The organism is Frondihabitans sp. GW821-FHT04F02, from assembly GCF_059420045.1.
On sequence record NZ_JBWKSZ010000001.1, the window covers coordinates 812,394 to 831,412 of the forward strand.

A 19,019-nucleotide genomic window follows, 5' to 3' on the forward strand; every position below is an offset into this window, starting at 1 on the left:
CTGGTGTTCGGAGCAGAACGCACTAGCGCTCGCTCACGGTCGCGCAGTGACGACGGGGACAGCCAGATCGGCCCGGTCGGTGATGAGCCCGTCGACGCCCAGATCGAGCAGACGCTCCATGTCGGCCGTCTCGTTGACGGTCCACACATGGACCTCGACGCCGTTGGCGTGCGCGGCGCGGACGAGAGCCGACGACAGAACAGGGAGCGAGCCCTGCCGCTCCGGAATTTGCAGCGCGTGGATGCCCTTCATCGCCAGGCGCGCGAGAAGGGGTACCCGCGTCTGCGCGGCGACGACGGCGCGGATCACGCCGGGCGACGAGGCGGACGTCGCCACGCCGGGCAGGTCGGCCACGGCGCGGCGCCGGCGCTTCTCGTCGAAGGAGGTGACGAGGACGCGATCGATCGCGTTCGCGCACCGGATGGCGGCGACGGCGGGCTCGACCACGGCGTCGTGCTTCAGATCGATGTTGAAGCAGGCATCGGGAAACGCGTGCAGCGCCTCGGCCAGCGTCGGGATCTCGACGTCTCCCCGAAGCCGGATACGGCGCACCGCCGACGCCGTCAGCCCGGCGATGGGCGACTGCGGCCCGCCCACGCGGTGCAGATCGGGGTCGTGGCTGAGGACGGCGACACCGTCGCTGGTCGCGTGGACGTCGGTCTCGAGATGCATGACGCCGAGCGCCATAGCGTGCAGGAAGGCCGGCAGAGTGTTCTCCGGCTCGCCGACCGCCAGCCCCCTGTGCGCGATGACGCGAGGGGACCGACGGTCGAACCAGCGCGTGGTCACTCGGCGGAGGGGCCCGCCGAGGTGGGGGCCGTCGGCGCGGGCGCCGGAGCGGGCGGCGTACCGGGAGTTCCGGCGCCCTCGCCCTTCATCGCATCGCGGGCACCGAGGAAGCCGGCGCCGACGCCTTTGAGCGCCTCGGTGAACTCGGACGGGATCATCCAGACCTTGCTCGCGGTGCCGTCGGCGATCTTCGGCAGCGTCTGGAGGTACTGGTATGCGAGCAGCTTGGGGTCGGGGTCGCCGTCGTGGATCGCCTTGAAGACGGTCTGGATGGCTTCGGCCTCACCCTGAGCACGCAGGACCTGCGACTTCGCCGCACCCTCGGCCTCGAGGATCGACGCCTGGCGCGAGCCCTCGGCCTGGAGGATGGCGGCCTGCTTGGTGCCTTCAGCGCGGAGGATCTGGGCGCGTCGGTCGCGCTCGGCGCGCATCTGCTGCTCCATGGAGTCCTGGATCGACAGGGGCGGCTCGATGGCCTTGAGCTCGACCCGGCCGACGCGGATGCCCCACTTGCCGGTCGCCTCGTCGAGGACGATGCGCAGCTGGCCGTTGATGTTGTCGCGACTGGTGAGGGCCTCTTCGAGGTTCAGGCCGCCGACGACGTTGCGGAGCGTGGTGGTGGTCAGCTGCTCGACGGCGCCGAGGTAGTTGGCGATCTCGTAGGTCGCCGCACGGGCGTCGGTCACCTGGAAGTAGACGACCGTGTCGATCGAGACCACGAGGTTGTCCTCGGTGATGACGGGCTGGGGTGGGAACGAGACGACCTGCTCGCGCATGTCGAGCAGCGGCCGCACGCGGTCGATGAACGGCACGAGGATGTTGAGGCCGGGGGAGAGGGTCTTGTGGTACTTGCCCAGCCGCTCGACCACGCCGGCCGTGGCCTGCGGGATGATCCGGATCGCGCGGAAGAGGATCACCAGCACGAAGATCACGACCACTATGAGGACGAGAACGAGCACGATCCCCCCGATGGCTGCTGCGTCGACGTTCATGAGAGGCTCCCTTGGTTGGTGGGCGAGACGGGCTTGCTGGGCGGTGTGGTGCCGGGGACGACGACGGCCGTCGACCCCTCGATCGCCGTGACGACGACCGGCGTGCCGGTGTCGAGGGTGCCGGACCCCTCGGGGGCGAGGAGCCGGGCGCTCCAGGTCTCGCCGTTCGACAGCTTGACCTGGCCGGGGCCGGCCGCGGGGTCGCCGCCGACGACGGGGACGACCACGATGCCGGCGAGGCCGAGGAGGGCCTCGACGCCGGTCTTCGTCTGATCGCCGCCGCGTTTCAGCGCACGCAGGAGGGGCGGGCGCACCGTGAAGAGGAGCAGCAGGGAGACGATCGCCGCGACGATCACCTGCAACCAGAACTCGCCGCCGAACAGGCCGGCGAGGAGGCCGCCCACGCTGCCGATGGCGAGCATGAGGAAGGTGAACTCGACGGTCGTCACCTCGACGATCACGAAGAGCAGTATCAATCCGATCCAGAGCACCCAGTAGTAGTCGGCGAAGAACTCGGTCATCGTCATGCTCCCTTCCTTGGGAATCGGACCGAAAAGGTAAGGTACAGAATTTCGGCTGCTTGCCCCACGTTAGCAGTCCGCGCTCCGCTTGGTAGCCTGAGGCTGCACGTTTTCGCCGCATCGACAGGAGTACCCCAGAGTGTCCAACCCCCTCGCCGCAGGCAGCCTCGCGGGTCGCCGCGCCCTCGTCACCGGATCCTCTCGCGGAGTCGGCGCCGACACCGTCCAGTACTTCGCCGAGGCCGGCGCCTCGGTGGTCGTCAACTACCGCAACAAGGAGAAGCGCGCCCTCCAGCTCGTCGACAGGATCGTCGCCGGCGGCGGATCGGCCATAGCGATCGGCGCCGACCTGACCGACCCCGAGTCGGTCCAGGGGATGTTCGACCGGGTGGAGGCCGAGCTCGGCGGTCTCGACGTGCTCGTGCTCAACGCGTCGGGCGGCATGGAGTCGGGCATGGCGGCGGACTACGCGCTCCAGCTCAACCGCGATGCGCAGGTCGACGTGCTCACGAAGGCGCTGCCGCTCATGGCCGAGGGCTCGCGCGTCGTCTTCGTCACCAGCCACCAGGCGCACTTCATCCGCACCACGGAGACCATGCCCGAGTACCTCCCCGTGGCGCTGAGCAAGCGCGCCGGCGAGGACGCCCTCCGCGAGCTGATCCCGATGCTCGCCGAGAGGGGCATCGGCTTCACCGTCGTGTCGGGCGACATGATCGAGGGCACGATCACGGCGACGCTGCTCGAGCGCTCCAACCCCGGCGCCATCTCGTCGCGCCGCGAGTCGGCCGGCAAGCTCTACAACGTCGCCGAGTTCGCCGCCGAGGTGGCCGCGGCCGCGCTCGACGAGGTCCCCTCCGACAACACCCGGCTGGTCGGAGACGTCTCCGACTTCGCCGCGGTCTGAGCGTCGGCGCCGTGACCACCCCCACCCCTGCCGGCGACGCCGGCCGCTCGCGCCGCATCCTGCGTCTCACGTCGCGGCTCATCGTGCTCGACGAGGCAGACCGCGTGCTGCTGATGGACACCAGGTCGCCCGACACCTCGGGCGTCTCGCGCTGGATCACGCCCGGCGGCGGGGTCGACCCGGGGGAGTCGCACCGCGACGCCGCGATCCGGGAGCTCCACGAAGAGACCGGCCAGGTCATCTCGGATCCCGGCGAGGTCGTCTTCACCTCCGACTTCGAGGTCGAGTGGGACGCCGCCGACCACACGCACGGCCACGCCGAGTTCTACGTCGTGCGGCTGCCGCACTTCGAGGTGGTCTCGGACGACTGGACCGACGACGAGAAGGTCGACATCGTCGAGTCGCGCTGGTGGAGCCTCGACGAGCTCGCCACGACCACTGAGCAGTTCGAGCCTCTCGATCTGCCCGGCATCATCCGGCGGGCACTCGGCCAGTAAGCACTCGGCCGGCAGGGCCTCGTCTCAACACATGTGATGAGACGAGGTTGGGCCGTTCGGCCGTATCGGCGGGCGAGGCGCCCTTCGTAGGCTCGAGCCATGGACCTCACCGTCATCGTCCCCACCTTCAACGAAGCCCCGAACGTCGCCGAGCTCGTGCGCCGCGTCGAGAAAGCCGTCGAGGGCATCGACGCCGAGATCCTGTTCGTCGACGACTCGAACGACAACACGCCCGACGTGGTCCGCGAGGTCGCGTCGAGGCACGTGCTCCCGGTGCGCCTGCTGCACCGCGACAACCCGGTCGGCGGACTCTCCGGTGCCGTGATCGAGGGCCTCCGCTCGACGACGAGCCGCTGGTCGATCGTCATGGACGGCGACCTGCAGCACCGCCCCGAGACCCTCCCCGCGATCCTCGCCAAGGGCGACGCCACGGGAGCCGACGTCGTCGTCGCCTCGCGCCACGTCGACGGCGGATCGAGCGACGGCCTGTCGGGCGGCGTGCGCCGTCTCGTCTCGCAGACGTCGATCAAGGTCACCAAGGCGCTCTTCCCAAGCCGCCTGCATGGTACGAGCGACCCGATGTCGGGCTTCTTCGGCCTCCGCCGCGGCTCGATCGAGGTCGACGGCCTCCACGCCCGCGGCTTCAAGATCCTGCTCGAGATCCTCGCCCGCCAGTCGCTGTCGGTCGCCGAGGTGCCCCTCGTCTTCGAAGCGCGGCTCGCGGGAACATCCAAGGCCGACATGAAGCAGGGCATCGCCCTCGGCCGCCAGCTGTTCGACCTGAAGTTCGGCCGGATCTCCGGCTTCGCCGCCATCGGAGCCCTCGGCGCCGTCGCGAACCTCGCCATCCTCTACGGCCTGCAGCAGTTCGGCGTTGGCTACCTCGCCGCCGCCTGCATCGCCGCAGTCGCGACGATCATCGGCAACTTCCTGCTGCAGGAGCGCTTCATCTTCAACGACCTCAAGGCCGGCGCCCGCACCGTGTGGAAGCGCTGGTGGCACACCTTCGCCTTCAACGGCACGGAGTCGGCGGTCCGCACGTTCCTGCTCTGGCTCATCGTCGAGACGACCTCGCTGCACAGCGTGCTCGTGCAGGCCGGCCTGATCGCGATCGGCTTCACCCTGCGCTACCTCTACCAGTCGCGCATCGTCTACAAGAACGTCGGCACGTCCGAGCCGACGCTCGACGACATCGTGGAGAGCGAGACTGCGGCACATGAGGCCGCCACGCACGACATCTCGGCCCACGACGCGCACCCCACCACCGGCCCGGTCCGCCAGGCCGAGGTCGCCTAGCTCCGAACGAGGCCGTTCTCGTAGGCGAAGATCACCAGCTGGACGCGATCGCGCAGATCGAGCTTGCCGAGGATCCTGCTCACGTGCGACTTCACCGTCGCATCGCTGAGGTGGCGGTCGTCGGCGATCTCGTTGTTGCTGAGGCCCGCCGCCAGCAGGGAGAAGATCTCCCGCTCCCGGGCGGTGAGCTCCGAGAGCGCATCGGTCCCGGCCGTCGTCGGGCGGCGAGCGAACCGCTCGACGAGCCCGGTCATCACCGAGGGCGCGACGACGGCCGAGCCCGAGTGGATCGTGCGAAGCGAAGCGAGCAGGAACTCGGGGTCGGCGTTCTTGAGCAGGAAGCCCGAGGCACCCGCCTGAATCGCCTTGAACGTCTTGTCGTTGAGCTCGAACGTCGTGAGCACGACGACCTTGGGGGCCGGCCCGTCAGCGGCCAGGATGCGCGCGGTCGCCTCGACGCCGTCCGTCACGGGCATCTCGATGTCCATCAGGATCAGGTCGACCGGCTCGGAGGTCGCTCTCTCGACCGCCTCGCCGCCGTCGGACGCCTCCCACGCCACGGCGAAGTCGTCCTGCGAGTCGAGGATCATCCGGATCCCGGCGCGGAACAGGGGCTGGTCGTCGGCGAGGCCGATGCGGATCTCGGTCACTCGGGAGCTCCTGGGTGGTGGGGGATTCGAGCGGCGACTCCGAAGCCGGTGACGCCGTCGACGCGCGGGCCGCTCTCGACGGTGCCTCCGACGAGGCGGACGCGCTCCACCATGCCCGCGAGGCCGTAGCCGCCCAGGCGAGGCCGGTCGGCCTCGGCGATGAGACCGGGGCCGCCGTCTTCGGTGGTGTGCGTGGTCACTCCGACGCCGTCGACGGTCCACGAGATGGCGACATCGACGCGGGTGCCGGGTCCGCCGTGCTTGAGCGCATTGGTCAGGGCCTCCTGCACGACGCGGTAGAGCGCGAGGTCGCCCGCCGTCGAGAGCTGCAGACGGTGGCCGGTCTCGGCGACCTCGACGACCAGCCCCGACGAGCGGAGGTTGGCGACGAGCCCCTCGAGGTCGGCGATGCCGAGCGAGCCCTCGTGGCCGTCGCCGCCCGACAGCACGTTCAACAGGTCGCTGACGTCGTCGAGGGCCGATCGGGCCGACTGGTTGATGACGCCGAGCGCGTCGGTCGCGGCCTGCGGGTTCTTCGCCACGGCGTACCGGGCTCCGTCGGACTGCGCGATGATCACCGCGAGCGAGTGCCCGATCACGTCGTGCATCTCGCGCGACAGGCGCGTGCGCTCGGTCTCCTGGGCGACTCGGAGCTCGGCCCGGAGCAGCTCCTGGTCGCCCTCGAGGCGCTCGAGGCGCGCGGCGATGAGGGCCCGCCGCGTGCCCGTGATCGTCCCGAGCAGCCAGAACAGCGAGAGCGCGGCGGCGATGACCCCGGCCACGCCGACGAAGTAGATGACCCGCGACACCGCGAGCTGCGACGCGTGCTGCCCGTGGGGGAGGAAGAGCCCGGTGATCAGGACGAGCTTCACGCTGGCGACCACGCCGCCGGCCAGGCTCGCCGCCAGGCCGAGACGGCGGACCAGACGCGACTCGGACAGGCTCGTCGCGAAGATGACGACGGCGAGCATGACATTGCCGTTGATGAAGGAGGGCAGGACCAGCAGCTGCACGAGCGCTCCGAGCCAGGAGATGCCGAGGGCCGTACCGGGGGAGCGGCGCCGGAAGACGAGCGCCAGTGCGAACAGCGCGTCGACGGGAAGCGTGATCCAGCCCGTGCGGAACACGTCCAGGCACCCGAAGAACCCGAACGCGACGACGCCCACGATGACGTCGACCGCGAAGGGCCGACGGTCGAGGGATGTCCACATGGGTCTTACGCTAGCGTCCGCCGAAGGGGAGTCGGCCCTGCCAGGTCGCGTCGGGCGTCATCTCCCGTCGCCGACCCCGTGTCGCAGCGCCTCGAAGAGCGCCTCGAGCCGGGCGCGGTGGCCCGCCGCCAGCGCGTCGGGCTCAGCGCCGGCGAGCAGCCCCGCGGCAGTCTCGACGAACACCGCGGCGTAGCCGTTGACGAAGAACACGGCCAGTATCCGCCCGTCCGGCCCGAGCTCGTCGGCGAGCACGCGCTGGAGGCCGGCGGCGATGCCCCGGGCCCGCGCTATCAGCGCGGGGGAGCCGGCGACCGTGCGCAGGAACTCGACCGACCGTTCGCTCAACCCCGAGAAGGCGTGCTTCTCGTCGGCGAGGCCGACCATGGCTCGGTGCAGCGACTCGACGACATCGCCCGTCTCACGCGCGGCCGACCGGAGCAGGGCCTCGACGTCACCCGAGCGGTCGAGAAAGAGATCCTCCTTCGTCGGGAAGTGGTTGAAGACGGTCACGCTCGACACGCCCGCGTCCTTCGCGACCTGAGCCACCGTCACAGAGTCGAAGCCGCGCTCGATGAAGAGGCGGTTGGCGGCTTCGAGGATCCGGGCGCGCGTCTGGGGCCCGCCGCGCTCGCTCGTTCTGGGCATGTCGCTCGCTTTCTCCACCGACTGAGTCTTGTGTGACTTAATTTAGTGACATAACCTAACGGCATGTCCATCACTATTCTCCCGTCTGCGCGCACGCAGCCCGCCACTCTCCGAGCCGCCTGGCTCGCCCTCGCGGGCCTGTCGGCGGTCTTCCTGTTCGAGATGCTCGACAACTCCGTGCTGAACGTGGCTCTGCCGACCATCGGCCGCGACCTGCAGGCGTCGACGACGGCGCTGCAGTGGGTGACCGGCTCGTACTCGGTGGTCTTCGGCGGCCTCATGCTCGCTTTCGGCAGCCTGTCGGACCGCTTCGGTCGCCGCCGGATGATGCTCATCGGCCTGACACTGCTCGCCGTGGCCAGCCTCGCGACCGCGTTCGTCACCAGCGCCGAGCAGCTGATCGCCGTCCGCCTGCTCATGGGCGTGGCCGCGGCCATGACGACGCCGGGCTCGATCGCCCTGGCGTTCCGCCTCTTCGCAGGCGACGACCTGCGCGTGCGGGCGATGAGCCTGATCACGACGGTCGGCCTCGTCGGCCTGGCCCTCGGCCCGACGGTCGGCGGTCTCGTCATCGCCATCGCACCGTGGCAGGTGCTCCTGCTGGCCAATGTGCCGATCGCCGTCCTCGCCTGGATCGGAATCCGCGGCGGCATCGCCGTCGACGAGCCGGGGGAGCTGCATCGCGACCCCATCGATGTCGCCGGCGCCGTGCTGGGCACGGTGACGATCGTCCTCGCGCTGGTCGCCCCGACGCTCTTCGTCGACTTCGGCGCGAGCTCCTGGGCGGCCTGGGCATCAGCCGTCGCGGCCGCCGGGGGAGCAGCGCTCTTCGTCCGTCGCATGCGGACTGCTCAGCACCCGCTGCTCGACCTGGCGCTCGTGGCCCGGCCGCTGGTGTCGTCCGGCCTCGCCTACAAGGCCGCCACCGGGCTCGCGACCGCCGGCCTCGGCTACCTCGTCACCCTTCAGCTGCAGCTCGACTGGGGCTGGCCGCCGGCGCTGGCAGCTGTCGGCCTGCTGCCGCAGGTGGTGGTCCTGCTCGCCGGCGGGCCGTTCGTCGGCCCGCTGGTGAAGCGCATCGGAATGGACCGCGCCGCCTGGCTGAGCTCCGTCTGCGTCATCCTCGGCCTCGCCGTCTACGGCGTGCTCGGGACCCTCGGCTACCCGTGGGTCGCCACAGCGCTCGTCCTGGTGGCCGCCGGCATCCGGATCAACGGCGTCGTCGCCGGAACCAACGTCATGCGCGGCCTTCCCGAGAACCGCACGTCGATCGGCGCAGCCCTCGTCGACACGGCCTCCGAGGTCGCCACCGGCGTGGGCGTCGCCGTCACCGGAACGATCCTGGCGGCATTGTTCACCGGCAGCATCGCGACGGCGCACTGGTCGGCGGCCCAGACGGCGGAGTTCCGCGACGCCGTGATGGTCGGCGGGCTGAGCCTCACGGCGATGGCCGCGGCGCTGGTGGCGTGGGGTGTGTGGCGGGCCCGGCGCGGCGGCGCGGTGACGGCCGTGCCCCATCCTGCGCAGTAAGTCCCCGAATGCGCTGATAATGCACATTATGTCAAGTAATGCGGATTTCGGACCGGAGTTGCCCCGTTGCGCACGCCCTAAGCGACCTTGCGCCACACCGACACGTGACCCGCACTGTCGGCCGTGAACGGCGCACGCGTCCAGTCGGCCCAGCGCTGGTCCAATCGCAGGCCGGCGTGCATCGCCATCAGGTCGAGCTCCGACGGCCAGACGTAGCGGTGCGGCGACGAGAACGTCGTCGCGGCACCGTCGGCGAAATCGTAGTGATGCGACACGAGCAGCTGCGTGACGGTGTCGATCTCGTCGAAGCCGAGGTGAGTGTCGGTCACCTCGAACGGCTGGTACCTCTCCCCCGGAACCAGCTGTCGCAATCGCGGCACGAACGTCTCGATGACGAATGCGCCGCCGAGTCGCAGGTGTGCCGCGGCGTTCTCGAAGCACGCGACCTGCTGCTCCTGCGTCAGCAGGTTCGTGATCGTGTTGTATACCAGATACACGAGAGCGAACTCGCCGGGGACCCGGGTCGAGGCCATGTCGCCGACGACGACCGGCACCGCCTCTCCCCCGGGCTTCGCCGCCAGCTCGGCGGCCATCGCCTCGGAGAACTCGATGCCCGACACCGCGACACCCGTCTCGGCCAGCGCAAGCCCGATGCGCCCGGTGCCGATGGCGAACTCAAGTGCCGGCCCGCCCGCCGCGATCCGGCGCAGGAACTCCACCGTCGGCCCCACGACCTCCGGCGCGAACATCCCCGCCGACGACCGGTCGTACGAGCGAGCGACGTCGGCACCCCAGACGTGCGGATCGAGATCGTCGGCGTCAAGCGGCATGGCGTCCTCCTCGGACGCAGGAACTGCGTGCCACCCTACCCACGGCCCCGCGTCGCCGCACGTGCCCGCCCCCGCCGCCCCTCCCCCGCCCGGCCCACGATCGCGACATGGCACCACGACGTCGAGCGGTGTCATGTCGCGATCGTGGGCGGAAGCGTCGCGATCGTCCGCGCACAGCACGACGGCCGGGTCACCCGCAGGTGACCCGGCCGTCGCCGGTGCTGCCGCTGCGCCTAGTCGGTGCCGGAGTCGAACGCCGCGGACTCGCTGGCGGCGTCGGTGGCGCGCCCCTGGGCGTCCGTGGCCGCATCGACGGGCTCGGACGCACCGAGGATGAGCTCGCCCTCCCCTGCCTCGAGCGACCCGACGAGGTCGGCCGTGGCTCCGCCGATCAGGCCCGACAGGGCGTACTGCTCGAGGCGCGAGCGCGAGTCGGCGATGTCGAGGTTGCGCATCGTGAGCTGGCCGATGCGGTCGTCCGGGCCGAAGGCCGAGTCGCCGACGCGCTCCATCGAGAGCTTCTCGGGGTGGTAGCTGAGACCGGGGCCGGTGGTGTCGAGGATCGTGTAGTCGTCGCCGCGGCGGAGGCGGACCGTGACCTCGCCGGTGATGGCCGAGCCGACCCAGCGCACGAGCGACTCGCGGAGCATGAGCGACTGCGGGTCGAGCCAACGGCCCTCGTACATGAGGCGGCCGAGCTTGCGGCCCTCGTTGTGGTAGTTCGCCACGGTGTCTTCGTTGTGGATCGCGTTGAGCAGGCGCTCGTAGGCGAGGTGCAGCAGAGCCATGCCGGGTGCCTCGTAGATGCCGCGGCTCTTCGCCTCGATGATGCGGTTCTCGATCTGGTCGGACGCGCCCAGGCCGTGACGGCCGCCGATGGCGTTCGCCTCGAGCACCAGGGCGACGGAGTCGGCGAATTCCACGCCGTTGATCGCGACCGGGCGGCCGGCCTCGAAGCGGACGCTCACCTCTTCGGTCGCCACCTCGACGTCGTCGCGCCAGGCGGCGACGCCCATGATCGGCTCGACGATGTCGAGGCCGTGGCTGAGCTCCTCGAGGCTCTTCGCCTCGTGCGTGGCGCCCCAGATGTTGGCGTCGGTCGAGTACGCCTTCTCGGTCGAGTCGCGGTACGGGAAGCCGCGGGCGACGAGCCACTCGCTCATCTCGGTGCGGCCGCCGAGCTCGTTCACGAAGTCGGAGTCGAGCCACGGCTTGTAGACGCGCAGGCGCGGGTTGGCCATGAGGCCGTAGCGGTAGAACCGCTCGATGTCGTTGCCCTTGTAGGTGGAGCCGTCACCCCAGATGTCGACGCCGTCCTCTTTCATGGCGCGGACCAGCATCGTGCCGGTCACCGCGCGGCCGAGCGGCGTCGTGTTGAAGTACGTCTTGCCGCCGGAGCGGATGTGGAAGGCGCCGCACTGGAGGGCGACCAGGCCCTCTTCGACGAGGGCGCTCTTGGCGTCGACGAGGCGCGCGATCTCGGCGCCGTACTCCTTCGCGCGCTCCGGCACCACGTCGATGTCGGGCTCGTCGTACTGGCCGATGTCGGCCGTGTACGTGCACGGAACAGCGCCCTTCTCGCGCATCCACGCGACGGCGCAGGAGGTGTCGAGGCCACCGGAGAACGCGATGCCGACGCGCTCGCCGACGGGGAGACTGCTCAGTACTTTGGACATGACGAAAATCCTAGTGCGAACCTCGCCCCCGACCCGACCGGGCGACGCGGGTCAGCCGCGCGTGATCTTCGGCTTCTTGGGCACGGCGACCTTGCGGCCCTTCGGATACCCGGCCTCACGCGCGGCGTGCTCCTTGGCCTCGGCCTTGTCGGTCTTCGCCTCGCTCCGGTGCTGGTACAGCGCGAAGAGACTCGCCAGGACGGCGACGATTAGGGTTACCACTCGCATAGCCCAACCCTACGACCGCCGAGGCGCCCGCCGCCCAGCAAGGACCCCATGACGACAGACGGACCCGCCACGAGCGAGGGCGCGCCGAAGCCCGACACCGACCGGTGCCCCTGCCTGAGCGGAGAGACCTACGGGGCCTGCTGCGGGCCGTTCCACCGCGGCCGAGCGTCGGCACCGACGGCCGAGCGTCTGATGCGATCGCGCTACTCGGCCTTCGCGGTCGGCGACGCGGCCTACCTGCTCGCCACCTGGCACCCGTCGACACGGCCGGCGAGTCTCGAGCTCGACCCGGCCGACCGGTGGTTCCGGCTCGACATCCTCGACGTGGTGCGCGGCGGAATGCTCGACACCGAAGGCACAGTGGAGTTCGAGGCGCGGTTCAGAGACGACGACGGCGCTCACGTGCTCCGAGAGCGGTCGACGTTCCTGCGCCAGAAGAACCGGTGGCTGTACGTCGAGGCGGTCTAGCCCGCTCCGAAGCTCAGACCTCGCCGAAGCCCGAGTCGACGAGCTGGACGAGCGCGTCGACGGCCGCCACCGCGTCGTCACCCGTCGCGACGATCGAGACGGTCGAGCCCTGCGGCAGGCCGAGGCCCATGATGCGCAGCAGGCTCTTCGCATCGACGCCGTTAATCTGGATGCTCGACGAGAAGGCTCCGGCGTGCTTCACGAACTCGGCCGCGGGGCGCGCGTGCAGGCCCGACGGGTTGATCAGCGTCGTCGATCGCTCGACGGCGCCGGCCACCTCCGCTCGGCTGAGGTCGCGCTCGTCGGCGTGGGCGTCGGCGACCCCCGTAGCCGTCCGGGCCGCGGCCGCGACGTCGGCGAGCGACCCACCGGTCTCGGCCGATACGGCTGCGGCGACCGTGCCCTCGACGACGGGCGCGTCGGCGATCACGACGAGCGCCTTCTCGGCGTCGTCCAGGAAGTCGACGACAGTCTCGGCGGTCAGGATCGCGGACCCGAGATCGCACAGGATCACGACACCCGATCCGCCCTGCGCCCGGGTCAGCCCCTGCGAGATGCGGTCGAAGCTGGTGCCGATGCCGCCCTCGTCCGTGCCGCCCGCGGCCACGATCGTGATGCTGGGCGCCATCTGCGCGGCCAGCTCGACCGTGCCCTCGGCGATCTTCGAGCTGTGCGACACGACGACGATTCCGACTGGTGCTGCCATGGGGTCAGCCTTCCTGAGAGGCGGCCGCGTCGGCCGCGGCGGCGATGATGAGAGAGGACGACTCGGCGCCCGGGTCACGGTGGCCGACGGCTCGCTCGCCCAGGTAGCTCGCACGGCCCTTGCGCGCCACGAGCGGCTCGGTCGACACGGCGCCCGCGGCGGCGGCGTCGGACGCGGCGCGCAGCACCTCGCTCGGCGACTTCCCGTCGGCGGCGGCAGCGGTGGCGGCGTCGACGGCCGGGGTCCACGCGTCGATCATCGTCTTGTCGCCCACCTCCGCCTTGCCGCGCAGCACGACGCCGTCGCGCGCCGCCGTCAGGAAGGCGACGACCGCGTCGGAATCGAGCTCCGCCTGGTCTCCGATCGCCTGCGAGCCTTTCAGGTACGCGGTTCCGAGCAGCGGACCGGAGGCTCCGCCGACCGTGGAGATCAGCGTCGTCGCAACCAGCTTGAGCGCCTCGCCCGGCGTCGAGTCGGACGGGAGGCTCTCGAACTTCGCCTTGACGGCAGTGAAGCCGCGGTCGAGGTTCTCGCCGTGGTCGCCGTCGCCGATCTCGCGGTCGAGGTCGATCAGGTGGAGCCGGTTGTCGGAGACGACCTTGACGGTGTCTGCGACCCAGGCGGTGACCCAGGAGAGGCCGAGGCTCATGGCAATCCTTTCGAGAGGAGGTGGGGCGGAGGCTCAACGGCCCCAGCGGAGGGCGACGGTCTCGACGGGGGCGTCCCACAGCTCGGTCAGCTCGTCGTCCAGCTTCGCGACGGTGATCGACACGCCCTGCATCTCGAGGCTCGTAACGAAGTTGCCCACCAGCGTACGCGCGACCTCGATGCCCTTCTCGGCGAGCACCTTCGCAGCGTGCCGGTAGACGATGTACTGCTCGACGAGCGGCGTGCCGCCCATCCCGTTGACGAAGAGGAGCACCCTGTCGCCGGACGCGAACGGGAGGTCCTCCAGGATCGGCGCGAGCATGCGATCCACGATCGCGTCGGCCGGCTCGAGCGGGATCCGCTCGCGTCCGGGCTCGCCGTGGATTCCGATGCCGATCTCGATCTCGTCGTCGGCGAGCACGAAGCTCGGCTCGCCGGCGTGCGGCACGATGCCCGCGGCGAGGGCGACGCCCATGGTGCGCACGACGGAGTTGGCCTTCGTGGCGATGGCGGCGACGGCATCGAGGTCGTCGCCGCGCTCGGCCGCCGCGCCTGCGACCTTCTCGACGAACACGGTGCCGGCGACACCGCGCCGCCCGGCCGTGAAGAGGCTGTCCTTCACCGCGACGTCGTCGTCGACGACGACCGAGACGACCCGCACGCCCTCGGCGTCCGCGAGGTCGGCCGCGGTCTCGAAGTTCAGCACGTCGCCCGTGTAGTTCTTCACGATGTGGAGCACGCCTGCCCCGCCGTCCACGGCGAGCGTCGCAGCCACGATCGGGTCGGGGGTGGGCGAGGTGAACACGGGCCCGGGAACTGCGGCCGACAGCATGCCCACGCCCACGAAGCCCGCATGGAGCGGTTCGTGGCCCGAGCCGCCTCCGGAGACGATCGCCACCTTGCCGCTCACCGCCCCCGAGGCCCGAGCCACGAAGAGCGGGTCGGGCGTGACGCTCACGATGTCGGGATGGGCGAGCCCGAACCCCTCCACGGACTCGTCGACGACGTTCTTCGGATCATTGATGAGCTTCTTCATCGAAGGCCTCCCAATCGGCTGATGCGCTTACCGTACCGCTCCGGTAACGGACACAGCCAGACACAGAACAAAGTCCGACCGTGTTGGTATCGCAAACCTCTGCGCCGGGTCTAGGGTGATGGCAATTGCTCATCGCGGAGTACCCAGCAGGGGAACTCTGCTTTCACGGCTAAGGACGGTCGAAGTGGATCTGGGAACTATTTTTCTCTCCGAGACGGTGGGCACGGCGATGCTTCTCCTTCTCGGTGGCGGCGTGGTCGCCAACGTGGCGCTCGTCAAGAGCAAGGGCTTCAACGGCGGCACGCTGATGGTCAACTTCGGCTGGGGCCTCGCGGTCATGGCCGGAATCCTGGTGTCGTACAAGTCGGGCGCCCACCTCAACCCCGCAGTGAGCATCGCGCAGCTGATCCTGGGGAACATCACGTTCGTCCAGTTCCTCGTGTACGTGCTCGCCCAGATGATCGGCGCCATCATCGGCGCCGTGCTGGTCTACCTGGCGTACAAGAACCACTTCGACGAAGAGCCGGAGCCGGCTGCGAAGCTCGGCGTGTTCTCCACCGGCCCTGCGATCCGCAGCTACGCGTGGAACTTCGTGACCGAGGTCATCGCCACGTTCGTCCTCGTCTTCGTGATCATCGCGATCGGCAACGGCAAGGCTCCCGCCGAGCTCGGCCCCTTCCCGGTTGCCTTCCTGGTCGTCGGCATCGGCGCCTCCCTCGGCGGCCCGACCGGCTACGCCATCAACCCGGCCCGTGACCTCGGCCCGCGCATCGCGCACGCCTTCCTCCCGATCAAGGGCAAGGGCGCGAGCGACTGGGGCTACGCCTGGGTGCCGGTCCTCGGTCCGCTCGTCGGCGGCGCGCTCGCAGCGCTCCTGTCGTTCGCGCTCCTCCCCCTCGCCTCCTAGAGGCCCCGAGGCCCGGACGACTCCCGTCGCCCGGGCCTCCGCATGAACTCACCACCCCGTACCGATCTGAACTATCAACGAAGGAGTTCACACCGTGAGCGACGACTACATCCTCGCAATCGACCAGGGCACCACCTCCAGCCGTGCCATCGTCTTCGACCACTCGGGCGGCATCGTGTCGACCGGGCAGCTCGAGCACGAGCAGATCTTCCCCCGCGCCGGCTGGGTCGAGCACAACCCCAAGGAGATCTGGGAGAACACGCGCGAGGTCATCGGCCAGGCGCTCTCCCGCGCCAACATCACGCGCCACAACCTCAAGGCGATCGGCATCACCAACCAGCGCGAGACCGCCGTCGTCTGGGACAAGAACACCGGCGAGCCCGTCTACAACGCCATCGTGTGGCAGGACACCCGGACGCAGGAGATCGTCGACCGCTTTGCGGCCGACGGCGGCGTCGAGCGCTTCAAGGACATCGTCGGGCTCCCCCTCAGCACCTACTTCGCCGGAACCAAGATCGTCTGGATCCTCGAGAACGTCGAAGGCGCACGCGAGAAGGCCGAGGCGGGCGACCTGATCTTCGGCACCACCGACACCTGGGTCCTCTGGAACCTGACCGGCGGCGTCGACGGCGGCGTCCACGTGACCGACGTCACCAACGCCTCACGCACGCTCTTCCTCGACCTCGAGACCCTCGAGTGGCGTCAGGACATCCTCGACGTCTTCGGCGTGCCGAAGTCGATGCTCCCCGAGGTCAAGTCGTCGTCCGAGATCTACGGCTACGCGTCCTCGTCGTCGCTGGTGCGCGAGGTGCCGATCGCCGGCATCCTCGGCGACCAGCAGGCCGCCACCTTCGGCCAGGCCGCTTTCGACAAGGGCGAGTCGAAGAACACCTACGGCACCGGAAACTTCCTCATCTTCAACACGGGCGAGGAGAAGGTCAAGAGCGAGAACGGCCTGCTCACGACCATCGGCTACAAGCTGGGCGACGGTCCGACGCACTACGCGCTCGAGGGCTCCATCGCCGTCACCGGCTCGCTGATCCAGTGGCTGCGCGACAACCTCGGCATCATCAACTCGGCCCCCGAGGTCGAGACGCTCGCCACCACGGTGGAGGACAACGGCGGCGTGTACTTCGTGCCCGCGTTCTCGGGACTGTTCGCGCCGTACTGGCGCTCGGATGCCCGCGGCGCGCTCGTCGGCATGACCCGCTACGTGAACAAGGGCCACATCGCCCGCGCCGCCCTGGAGGCCACCGCCTTCCAGACGCGCGAGGTGCTCGACGCCGTCAACGCCGACTCGGGCGTCGACCTGACCGAGCTCAAGGTCGACGGCGGCATGACCGCCAACGACGCGCTCATGCAGTTCCAGGCCGACATCCTCAACGTGCCGGTCGTCCGCCCGGTCGTCGCCGAGACCACTGCGCTCGGCGCAGCCTACGCAGCCGGTCTCGCCGTCGGCTTCTGGGAGAACCTCGACGATCTCCGCGCCAACTGGCAGGAGTCGAAGCGCTGGACGCCCAACCTCGACGACGCGGAGCGCGACCGCACGCTCCGCCTCTGGAAGAAGGCCGTGACGCGCACGTTCGACTGGGTCGACGAAGACGTGAACTGATTCACCGTCGGGCAGACGAATGACAGAGCGGGCCGCAGGAAGTTCCTGTGGCCCTCGTGTCGTGCTCGGAGTCAGGAGCGGGTTGCGGCGACCCACTCGTCGAGCTTCGCAGTCGCGGCCCCGGAGTCGATGGAGCGCGCGGCCACCTCGAGCTGCTCGCGGAAGCGATGGACGATCGGGCGCTCACGCTGGGCGGGATCCTGCGCGAGACGGAACGACACCAGGCCCGCAGCCGCGTTCAGCAGGACGATGTCGCGGACCGGGCCGGTCTCCCCGCTGAGCGTGCGACGGGCCACGCCGGCGTTGTGCTCGGGGTCCTTGCCGAGCAGGTCGTCGATCGACGCGCGCGGGATGCCCAGCTCGACCGGATCGAGGTCGTGCTCGGTCACCTGGCCGCCCGACACCTCCCAGATGTGGCTGTGGCCCGTCGTGGTGAGCTCGTCGAGGCCGTCGTCGCCGCGGAACACCAGTGCCGTCGCTCCCCTGGTCTGGAACACGCCGACGATCAGCGCGACCTTCGAGGCGTTGGCCACGCCGACGGCGCTGGCCTCAGGACGCGCGGGGTTCGTGACCGGACCGAGGAAGTTGAACACCGTCGGGACGCCGATCTCGCTGCGCGTCGGGCCGGCGTGCCTGAAGCCGGGGTGGAAGGCTGCCGCGTAGGCGAAGGTGATGCCCACCTCCTGCAGCACCTCGGCCACCCGGGAGGGATCGCGGGTGAGATCGACACCGAGCGCACTGAGCACGTCGGACGACCCCGACGACGAGCTGGCGGCGCGATTGCCGTGCTTGATGACCGGCACGCCCGAGGCCGCGACCACGATCGACGCCATCGTCGAGACGTTCACCGTGCCGAACCGGTCTCCCCCGGTGCCGACGATGTCGACCGCCATGGAGTCGACCGGGAGCGGCACGGCATGGGCCAGGATCGCGTCGCGGAACCCCACGATCTCATCGACCGTCTCGCCCTTGGCCCGCAGAGCGATCAGGAAGGCAGCCAGCTGCGAGCCGGTCGCCTCGCCCACCATCACGCGCTCCATCGCCCAGGTGGCGTCGGCGATCGAGAGGTCCTCGCCGTCCAGGAGCAAGTCGATGATGCGGGGCCAGGAGAGATCGCTTGTCATGACTCTCAGCCTACTAAGCGCCTTCTTTCAGATATCTCGCCATCAAGACTGGCAGGGTCTTGCGGCGAAATTCTCGGGGCTTTATCGGCCATAATGAATCTTGTGACAAGTACCTCTCTCTCGAGACCTTCAGGCGGACCGGTTGTCAACCGGCCCAGCACTGCCGCTGTCGGAACCATCGTGTGGCTCGGAAGCGAGGTGATGTTCTTCGCGGGCCTGTTCGCGATCTACTTCACCCTTCGCAGCACGTCACCCGAGCTCTGGGCGTCGCAGAGCGCCAAGCTCGACGTCCCGTTCGCGGCCTTCAACACCATCACCCTGGTTCTCTCCAGCGTCACCTGCCAGTTCGGCGTCTTCGCCGCTGAACGTCTGCAGGGCAAGCGCACGGGCAAGCTCTTCCAGGTGTCGAAGTGGGGCCTGGTCGAATGGTTCTTCCTCTCGTACGCCATGGGCGCCGTCTTCGTCTCCCTGCAGACCTACGAGTACACGAACCTGATCGCCGAGCACGTGACGCTCCAGTCGAGCGCCTACGGCTCGGCCTTCTACCTGACCACCGGCTTCCACGCCGCGCACGTCACGGGCGGTCTCCTCTGCTTCCTGTTCATCATCGGACGCGCCTATGCGGTCAAGAACTTCAGCCACCGAGAGGCCACCAGCGCCATCGTCATCTCGTACTACTGGCACTTCGTCGACGTCGTGTGGATCGGCCTGTTTCTCGTCGTCTACATCTTGAAATAAGCATCGTCTCA

The 19,019-nt window shown here is 69.5% G+C and carries 21 protein-coding genes; 8 read left to right on the forward strand and 13 right to left on the reverse strand.

The genetic code is table 11. The annotated features are described in order from the left end of the window. Window positions 1–33 precede the first annotated feature (33 nt). From AC07TY_RS03825 to AC07TY_RS03835, 3 genes are read right to left on the reverse strand one after another with little or no spacing between them, the layout of a single operon-like run. Window positions 34–789, reverse strand: a complete 756-nt coding sequence (locus tag AC07TY_RS03825; RefSeq protein WP_494784372.1) for a glycerophosphodiester phosphodiesterase family protein — start codon at window positions 787–789, stop codon at window positions 34–36. After that, entirely contained in the window at window positions 786–1,781 is a 996-nt protein-coding gene (locus AC07TY_RS03830; protein ID WP_123504472.1) for an SPFH domain-containing protein, read from the reverse strand. The genes AC07TY_RS03825 and AC07TY_RS03830 overlap by 4 nt, the downstream gene beginning before the upstream one ends. Next, window positions 1,778–2,308, reverse strand: coding sequence for an NfeD family protein (locus tag AC07TY_RS03835; RefSeq protein ID WP_123504471.1), 531 nt, complete (start codon window positions 2,306–2,308; stop codon window positions 1,778–1,780). Before AC07TY_RS03835 ends, AC07TY_RS03830 begins: the two co-directional genes overlap by 4 nt. 133 nt (window positions 2,309–2,441) lie before the next feature. On the opposite strand from AC07TY_RS03835, the gene AC07TY_RS03840 reads away from it, so the two are divergent. The 3 genes from AC07TY_RS03840 to AC07TY_RS03850 all read left to right on the forward strand — a co-directional run bounded on the left by AC07TY_RS03840 (window position 2,442) and on the right by AC07TY_RS03850 (window position 4,999). Beyond that, on the forward strand, window positions 2,442–3,206 hold the full coding sequence (locus AC07TY_RS03840) for an SDR family oxidoreductase (RefSeq protein ID WP_494784373.1): 765 nt from the start codon (window positions 2,442–2,444) through the stop codon (window positions 3,204–3,206). 11 nt (window positions 3,207–3,217) lie between these two features. Next, on the forward strand, window positions 3,218–3,703 hold the full coding sequence (locus tag AC07TY_RS03845) for an NUDIX hydrolase (RefSeq protein WP_494784374.1): 486 nt from the start codon (window positions 3,218–3,220) through the stop codon (window positions 3,701–3,703). A gap of 99 nt (window positions 3,704–3,802) precedes the next feature. Further along, a complete protein-coding gene (locus tag AC07TY_RS03850) occupies window positions 3,803–4,999 on the forward strand; it encodes a glycosyltransferase (protein ID WP_488626197.1) in 1,197 nt (398 codons plus the stop codon). On the opposite strand, the gene AC07TY_RS03855 is transcribed toward AC07TY_RS03850, so the two are convergent. From AC07TY_RS03855 to AC07TY_RS03865, 3 genes are read right to left on the reverse strand one after another with little or no spacing between them, the layout of a single operon-like run. Beyond that, on the reverse strand, window positions 4,996–5,649 hold the full coding sequence (locus AC07TY_RS03855; RefSeq protein ID WP_494784375.1) for a response regulator: 654 nt from the start codon (window positions 5,647–5,649) through the stop codon (window positions 4,996–4,998). The two genes, AC07TY_RS03850 and AC07TY_RS03855, sit on opposite strands and share 4 nt — an antisense overlap. Further along, a complete protein-coding gene (locus AC07TY_RS03860; RefSeq protein ID WP_494784376.1) occupies window positions 5,646–6,860 on the reverse strand; it encodes a sensor histidine kinase in 1,215 nt (404 codons plus the stop codon). Before AC07TY_RS03860 ends, AC07TY_RS03855 begins: the two co-directional genes overlap by 4 nt. Window positions 6,861–6,917: 57 nt before the next feature. Continuing rightward, the gene (locus AC07TY_RS03865) at window positions 6,918–7,505 is read right to left on the reverse strand and encodes a TetR/AcrR family transcriptional regulator (RefSeq protein ID WP_488626195.1); all 588 of its coding nucleotides are present in this window, start codon (window positions 7,503–7,505) and stop codon (window positions 6,918–6,920) included. Window positions 7,506–7,568: 63 nt separating this feature from the next. Between AC07TY_RS03865 and AC07TY_RS03870 the strand changes: the two genes are divergently transcribed. Continuing rightward, window positions 7,569–9,035 carry an MFS transporter gene (locus tag AC07TY_RS03870; protein WP_494784377.1) on the forward strand — a complete coding sequence of 489 codons (1,467 nt, stop codon included), beginning with the start codon at window positions 7,569–7,571 and terminating at the stop codon, window positions 9,033–9,035. A 77-nt stretch (window positions 9,036–9,112) separates the two neighbouring features. On the opposite strand, the gene AC07TY_RS03875 is transcribed toward AC07TY_RS03870, so the two are convergent. The 3 genes from AC07TY_RS03875 to AC07TY_RS03885 form a co-directional block, all read right to left on the reverse strand. Further along, the gene (locus tag AC07TY_RS03875) at window positions 9,113–9,865 is read right to left on the reverse strand and encodes a methyltransferase domain-containing protein (protein ID WP_494784378.1); all 753 of its coding nucleotides are present in this window, start codon (window positions 9,863–9,865) and stop codon (window positions 9,113–9,115) included. A gap of 233 nt (window positions 9,866–10,098) precedes the next feature. After that, entirely contained in the window at window positions 10,099–11,541 is a 1,443-nt protein-coding gene (argG, locus tag AC07TY_RS03880) for an argininosuccinate synthase (RefSeq protein WP_123504464.1), read from the reverse strand. A gap of 51 nt (window positions 11,542–11,592) precedes the next feature. Next, window positions 11,593–11,769 (reverse strand): hypothetical protein, encoded by a 177-nt coding sequence (locus AC07TY_RS03885; protein ID WP_488626156.1) that lies wholly within the window; start codon window positions 11,767–11,769, stop codon window positions 11,593–11,595. Window positions 11,770–11,817: 48 nt separating this feature from the next. Here AC07TY_RS03885 and AC07TY_RS03890 point away from each other — a divergent pair, with 48 nt between their 5' ends. Further along, complete coding sequence (locus AC07TY_RS03890) at window positions 11,818–12,237, forward strand: YchJ family protein (RefSeq protein ID WP_488626155.1); 420 nt, start codon at window positions 11,818–11,820, stop codon at window positions 12,235–12,237. 13 nt (window positions 12,238–12,250) lie between these two features. Here AC07TY_RS03890 and dhaM read toward each other — a convergent pair whose 3' ends face one another. The 3 genes from dhaM to dhaK are packed head-to-tail and all read right to left on the reverse strand — an operon-like array spanning window position 12,251 to window position 14,627. After that, window positions 12,251–12,943 (reverse strand): dihydroxyacetone kinase phosphoryl donor subunit DhaM, encoded by a 693-nt coding sequence (gene dhaM, locus AC07TY_RS03895; RefSeq protein WP_123504462.1) that lies wholly within the window; start codon window positions 12,941–12,943, stop codon window positions 12,251–12,253. Between the two features lie 4 nt (window positions 12,944–12,947). Continuing rightward, window positions 12,948–13,592 (reverse strand): dihydroxyacetone kinase subunit DhaL, encoded by a 645-nt coding sequence (gene dhaL, locus AC07TY_RS03900; RefSeq protein WP_123504461.1) that lies wholly within the window; start codon window positions 13,590–13,592, stop codon window positions 12,948–12,950. A gap of 33 nt (window positions 13,593–13,625) precedes the next feature. Continuing rightward, entirely contained in the window at window positions 13,626–14,627 is a 1,002-nt protein-coding gene (gene dhaK / locus AC07TY_RS03905) for a dihydroxyacetone kinase subunit DhaK (protein WP_494784379.1), read from the reverse strand. A gap of 229 nt (window positions 14,628–14,856) precedes the next feature. On the opposite strand from dhaK, the gene AC07TY_RS03910 reads away from it, so the two are divergent. Together AC07TY_RS03910 and glpK are read left to right on the forward strand one after the other, a co-directional pair. Beyond that, complete coding sequence (locus AC07TY_RS03910) at window positions 14,857–15,534, forward strand: MIP/aquaporin family protein (RefSeq protein ID WP_494784554.1); 678 nt, start codon at window positions 14,857–14,859, stop codon at window positions 15,532–15,534. Window positions 15,535–15,628: 94 nt separating this feature from the next. Next, entirely contained in the window at window positions 15,629–17,146 is a 1,518-nt protein-coding gene (glpK, locus tag AC07TY_RS03915; protein ID WP_488626151.1) for a glycerol kinase GlpK, read from the forward strand. 71 nt (window positions 17,147–17,217) lie between these two features. Here the strand turns inward: glpK and trpD are convergent, their stop codons facing one another. Beyond that, window positions 17,218–18,270: an anthranilate phosphoribosyltransferase gene (trpD, locus tag AC07TY_RS03920; RefSeq protein ID WP_494784380.1), complete on the reverse strand. Its 1,053-nt coding sequence runs from the start codon at window positions 18,268–18,270 to the stop codon at window positions 17,218–17,220. A gap of 93 nt (window positions 18,271–18,363) precedes the next feature. On the opposite strand from trpD, the gene ctaE reads away from it, so the two are divergent. Next, the gene (ctaE, locus tag AC07TY_RS03925) at window positions 18,364–19,008 is read left to right on the forward strand and encodes an aa3-type cytochrome oxidase subunit III (protein ID WP_123504456.1); all 645 of its coding nucleotides are present in this window, start codon (window positions 18,364–18,366) and stop codon (window positions 19,006–19,008) included. Window positions 19,009–19,019: the final 11 nt, after the last annotated feature.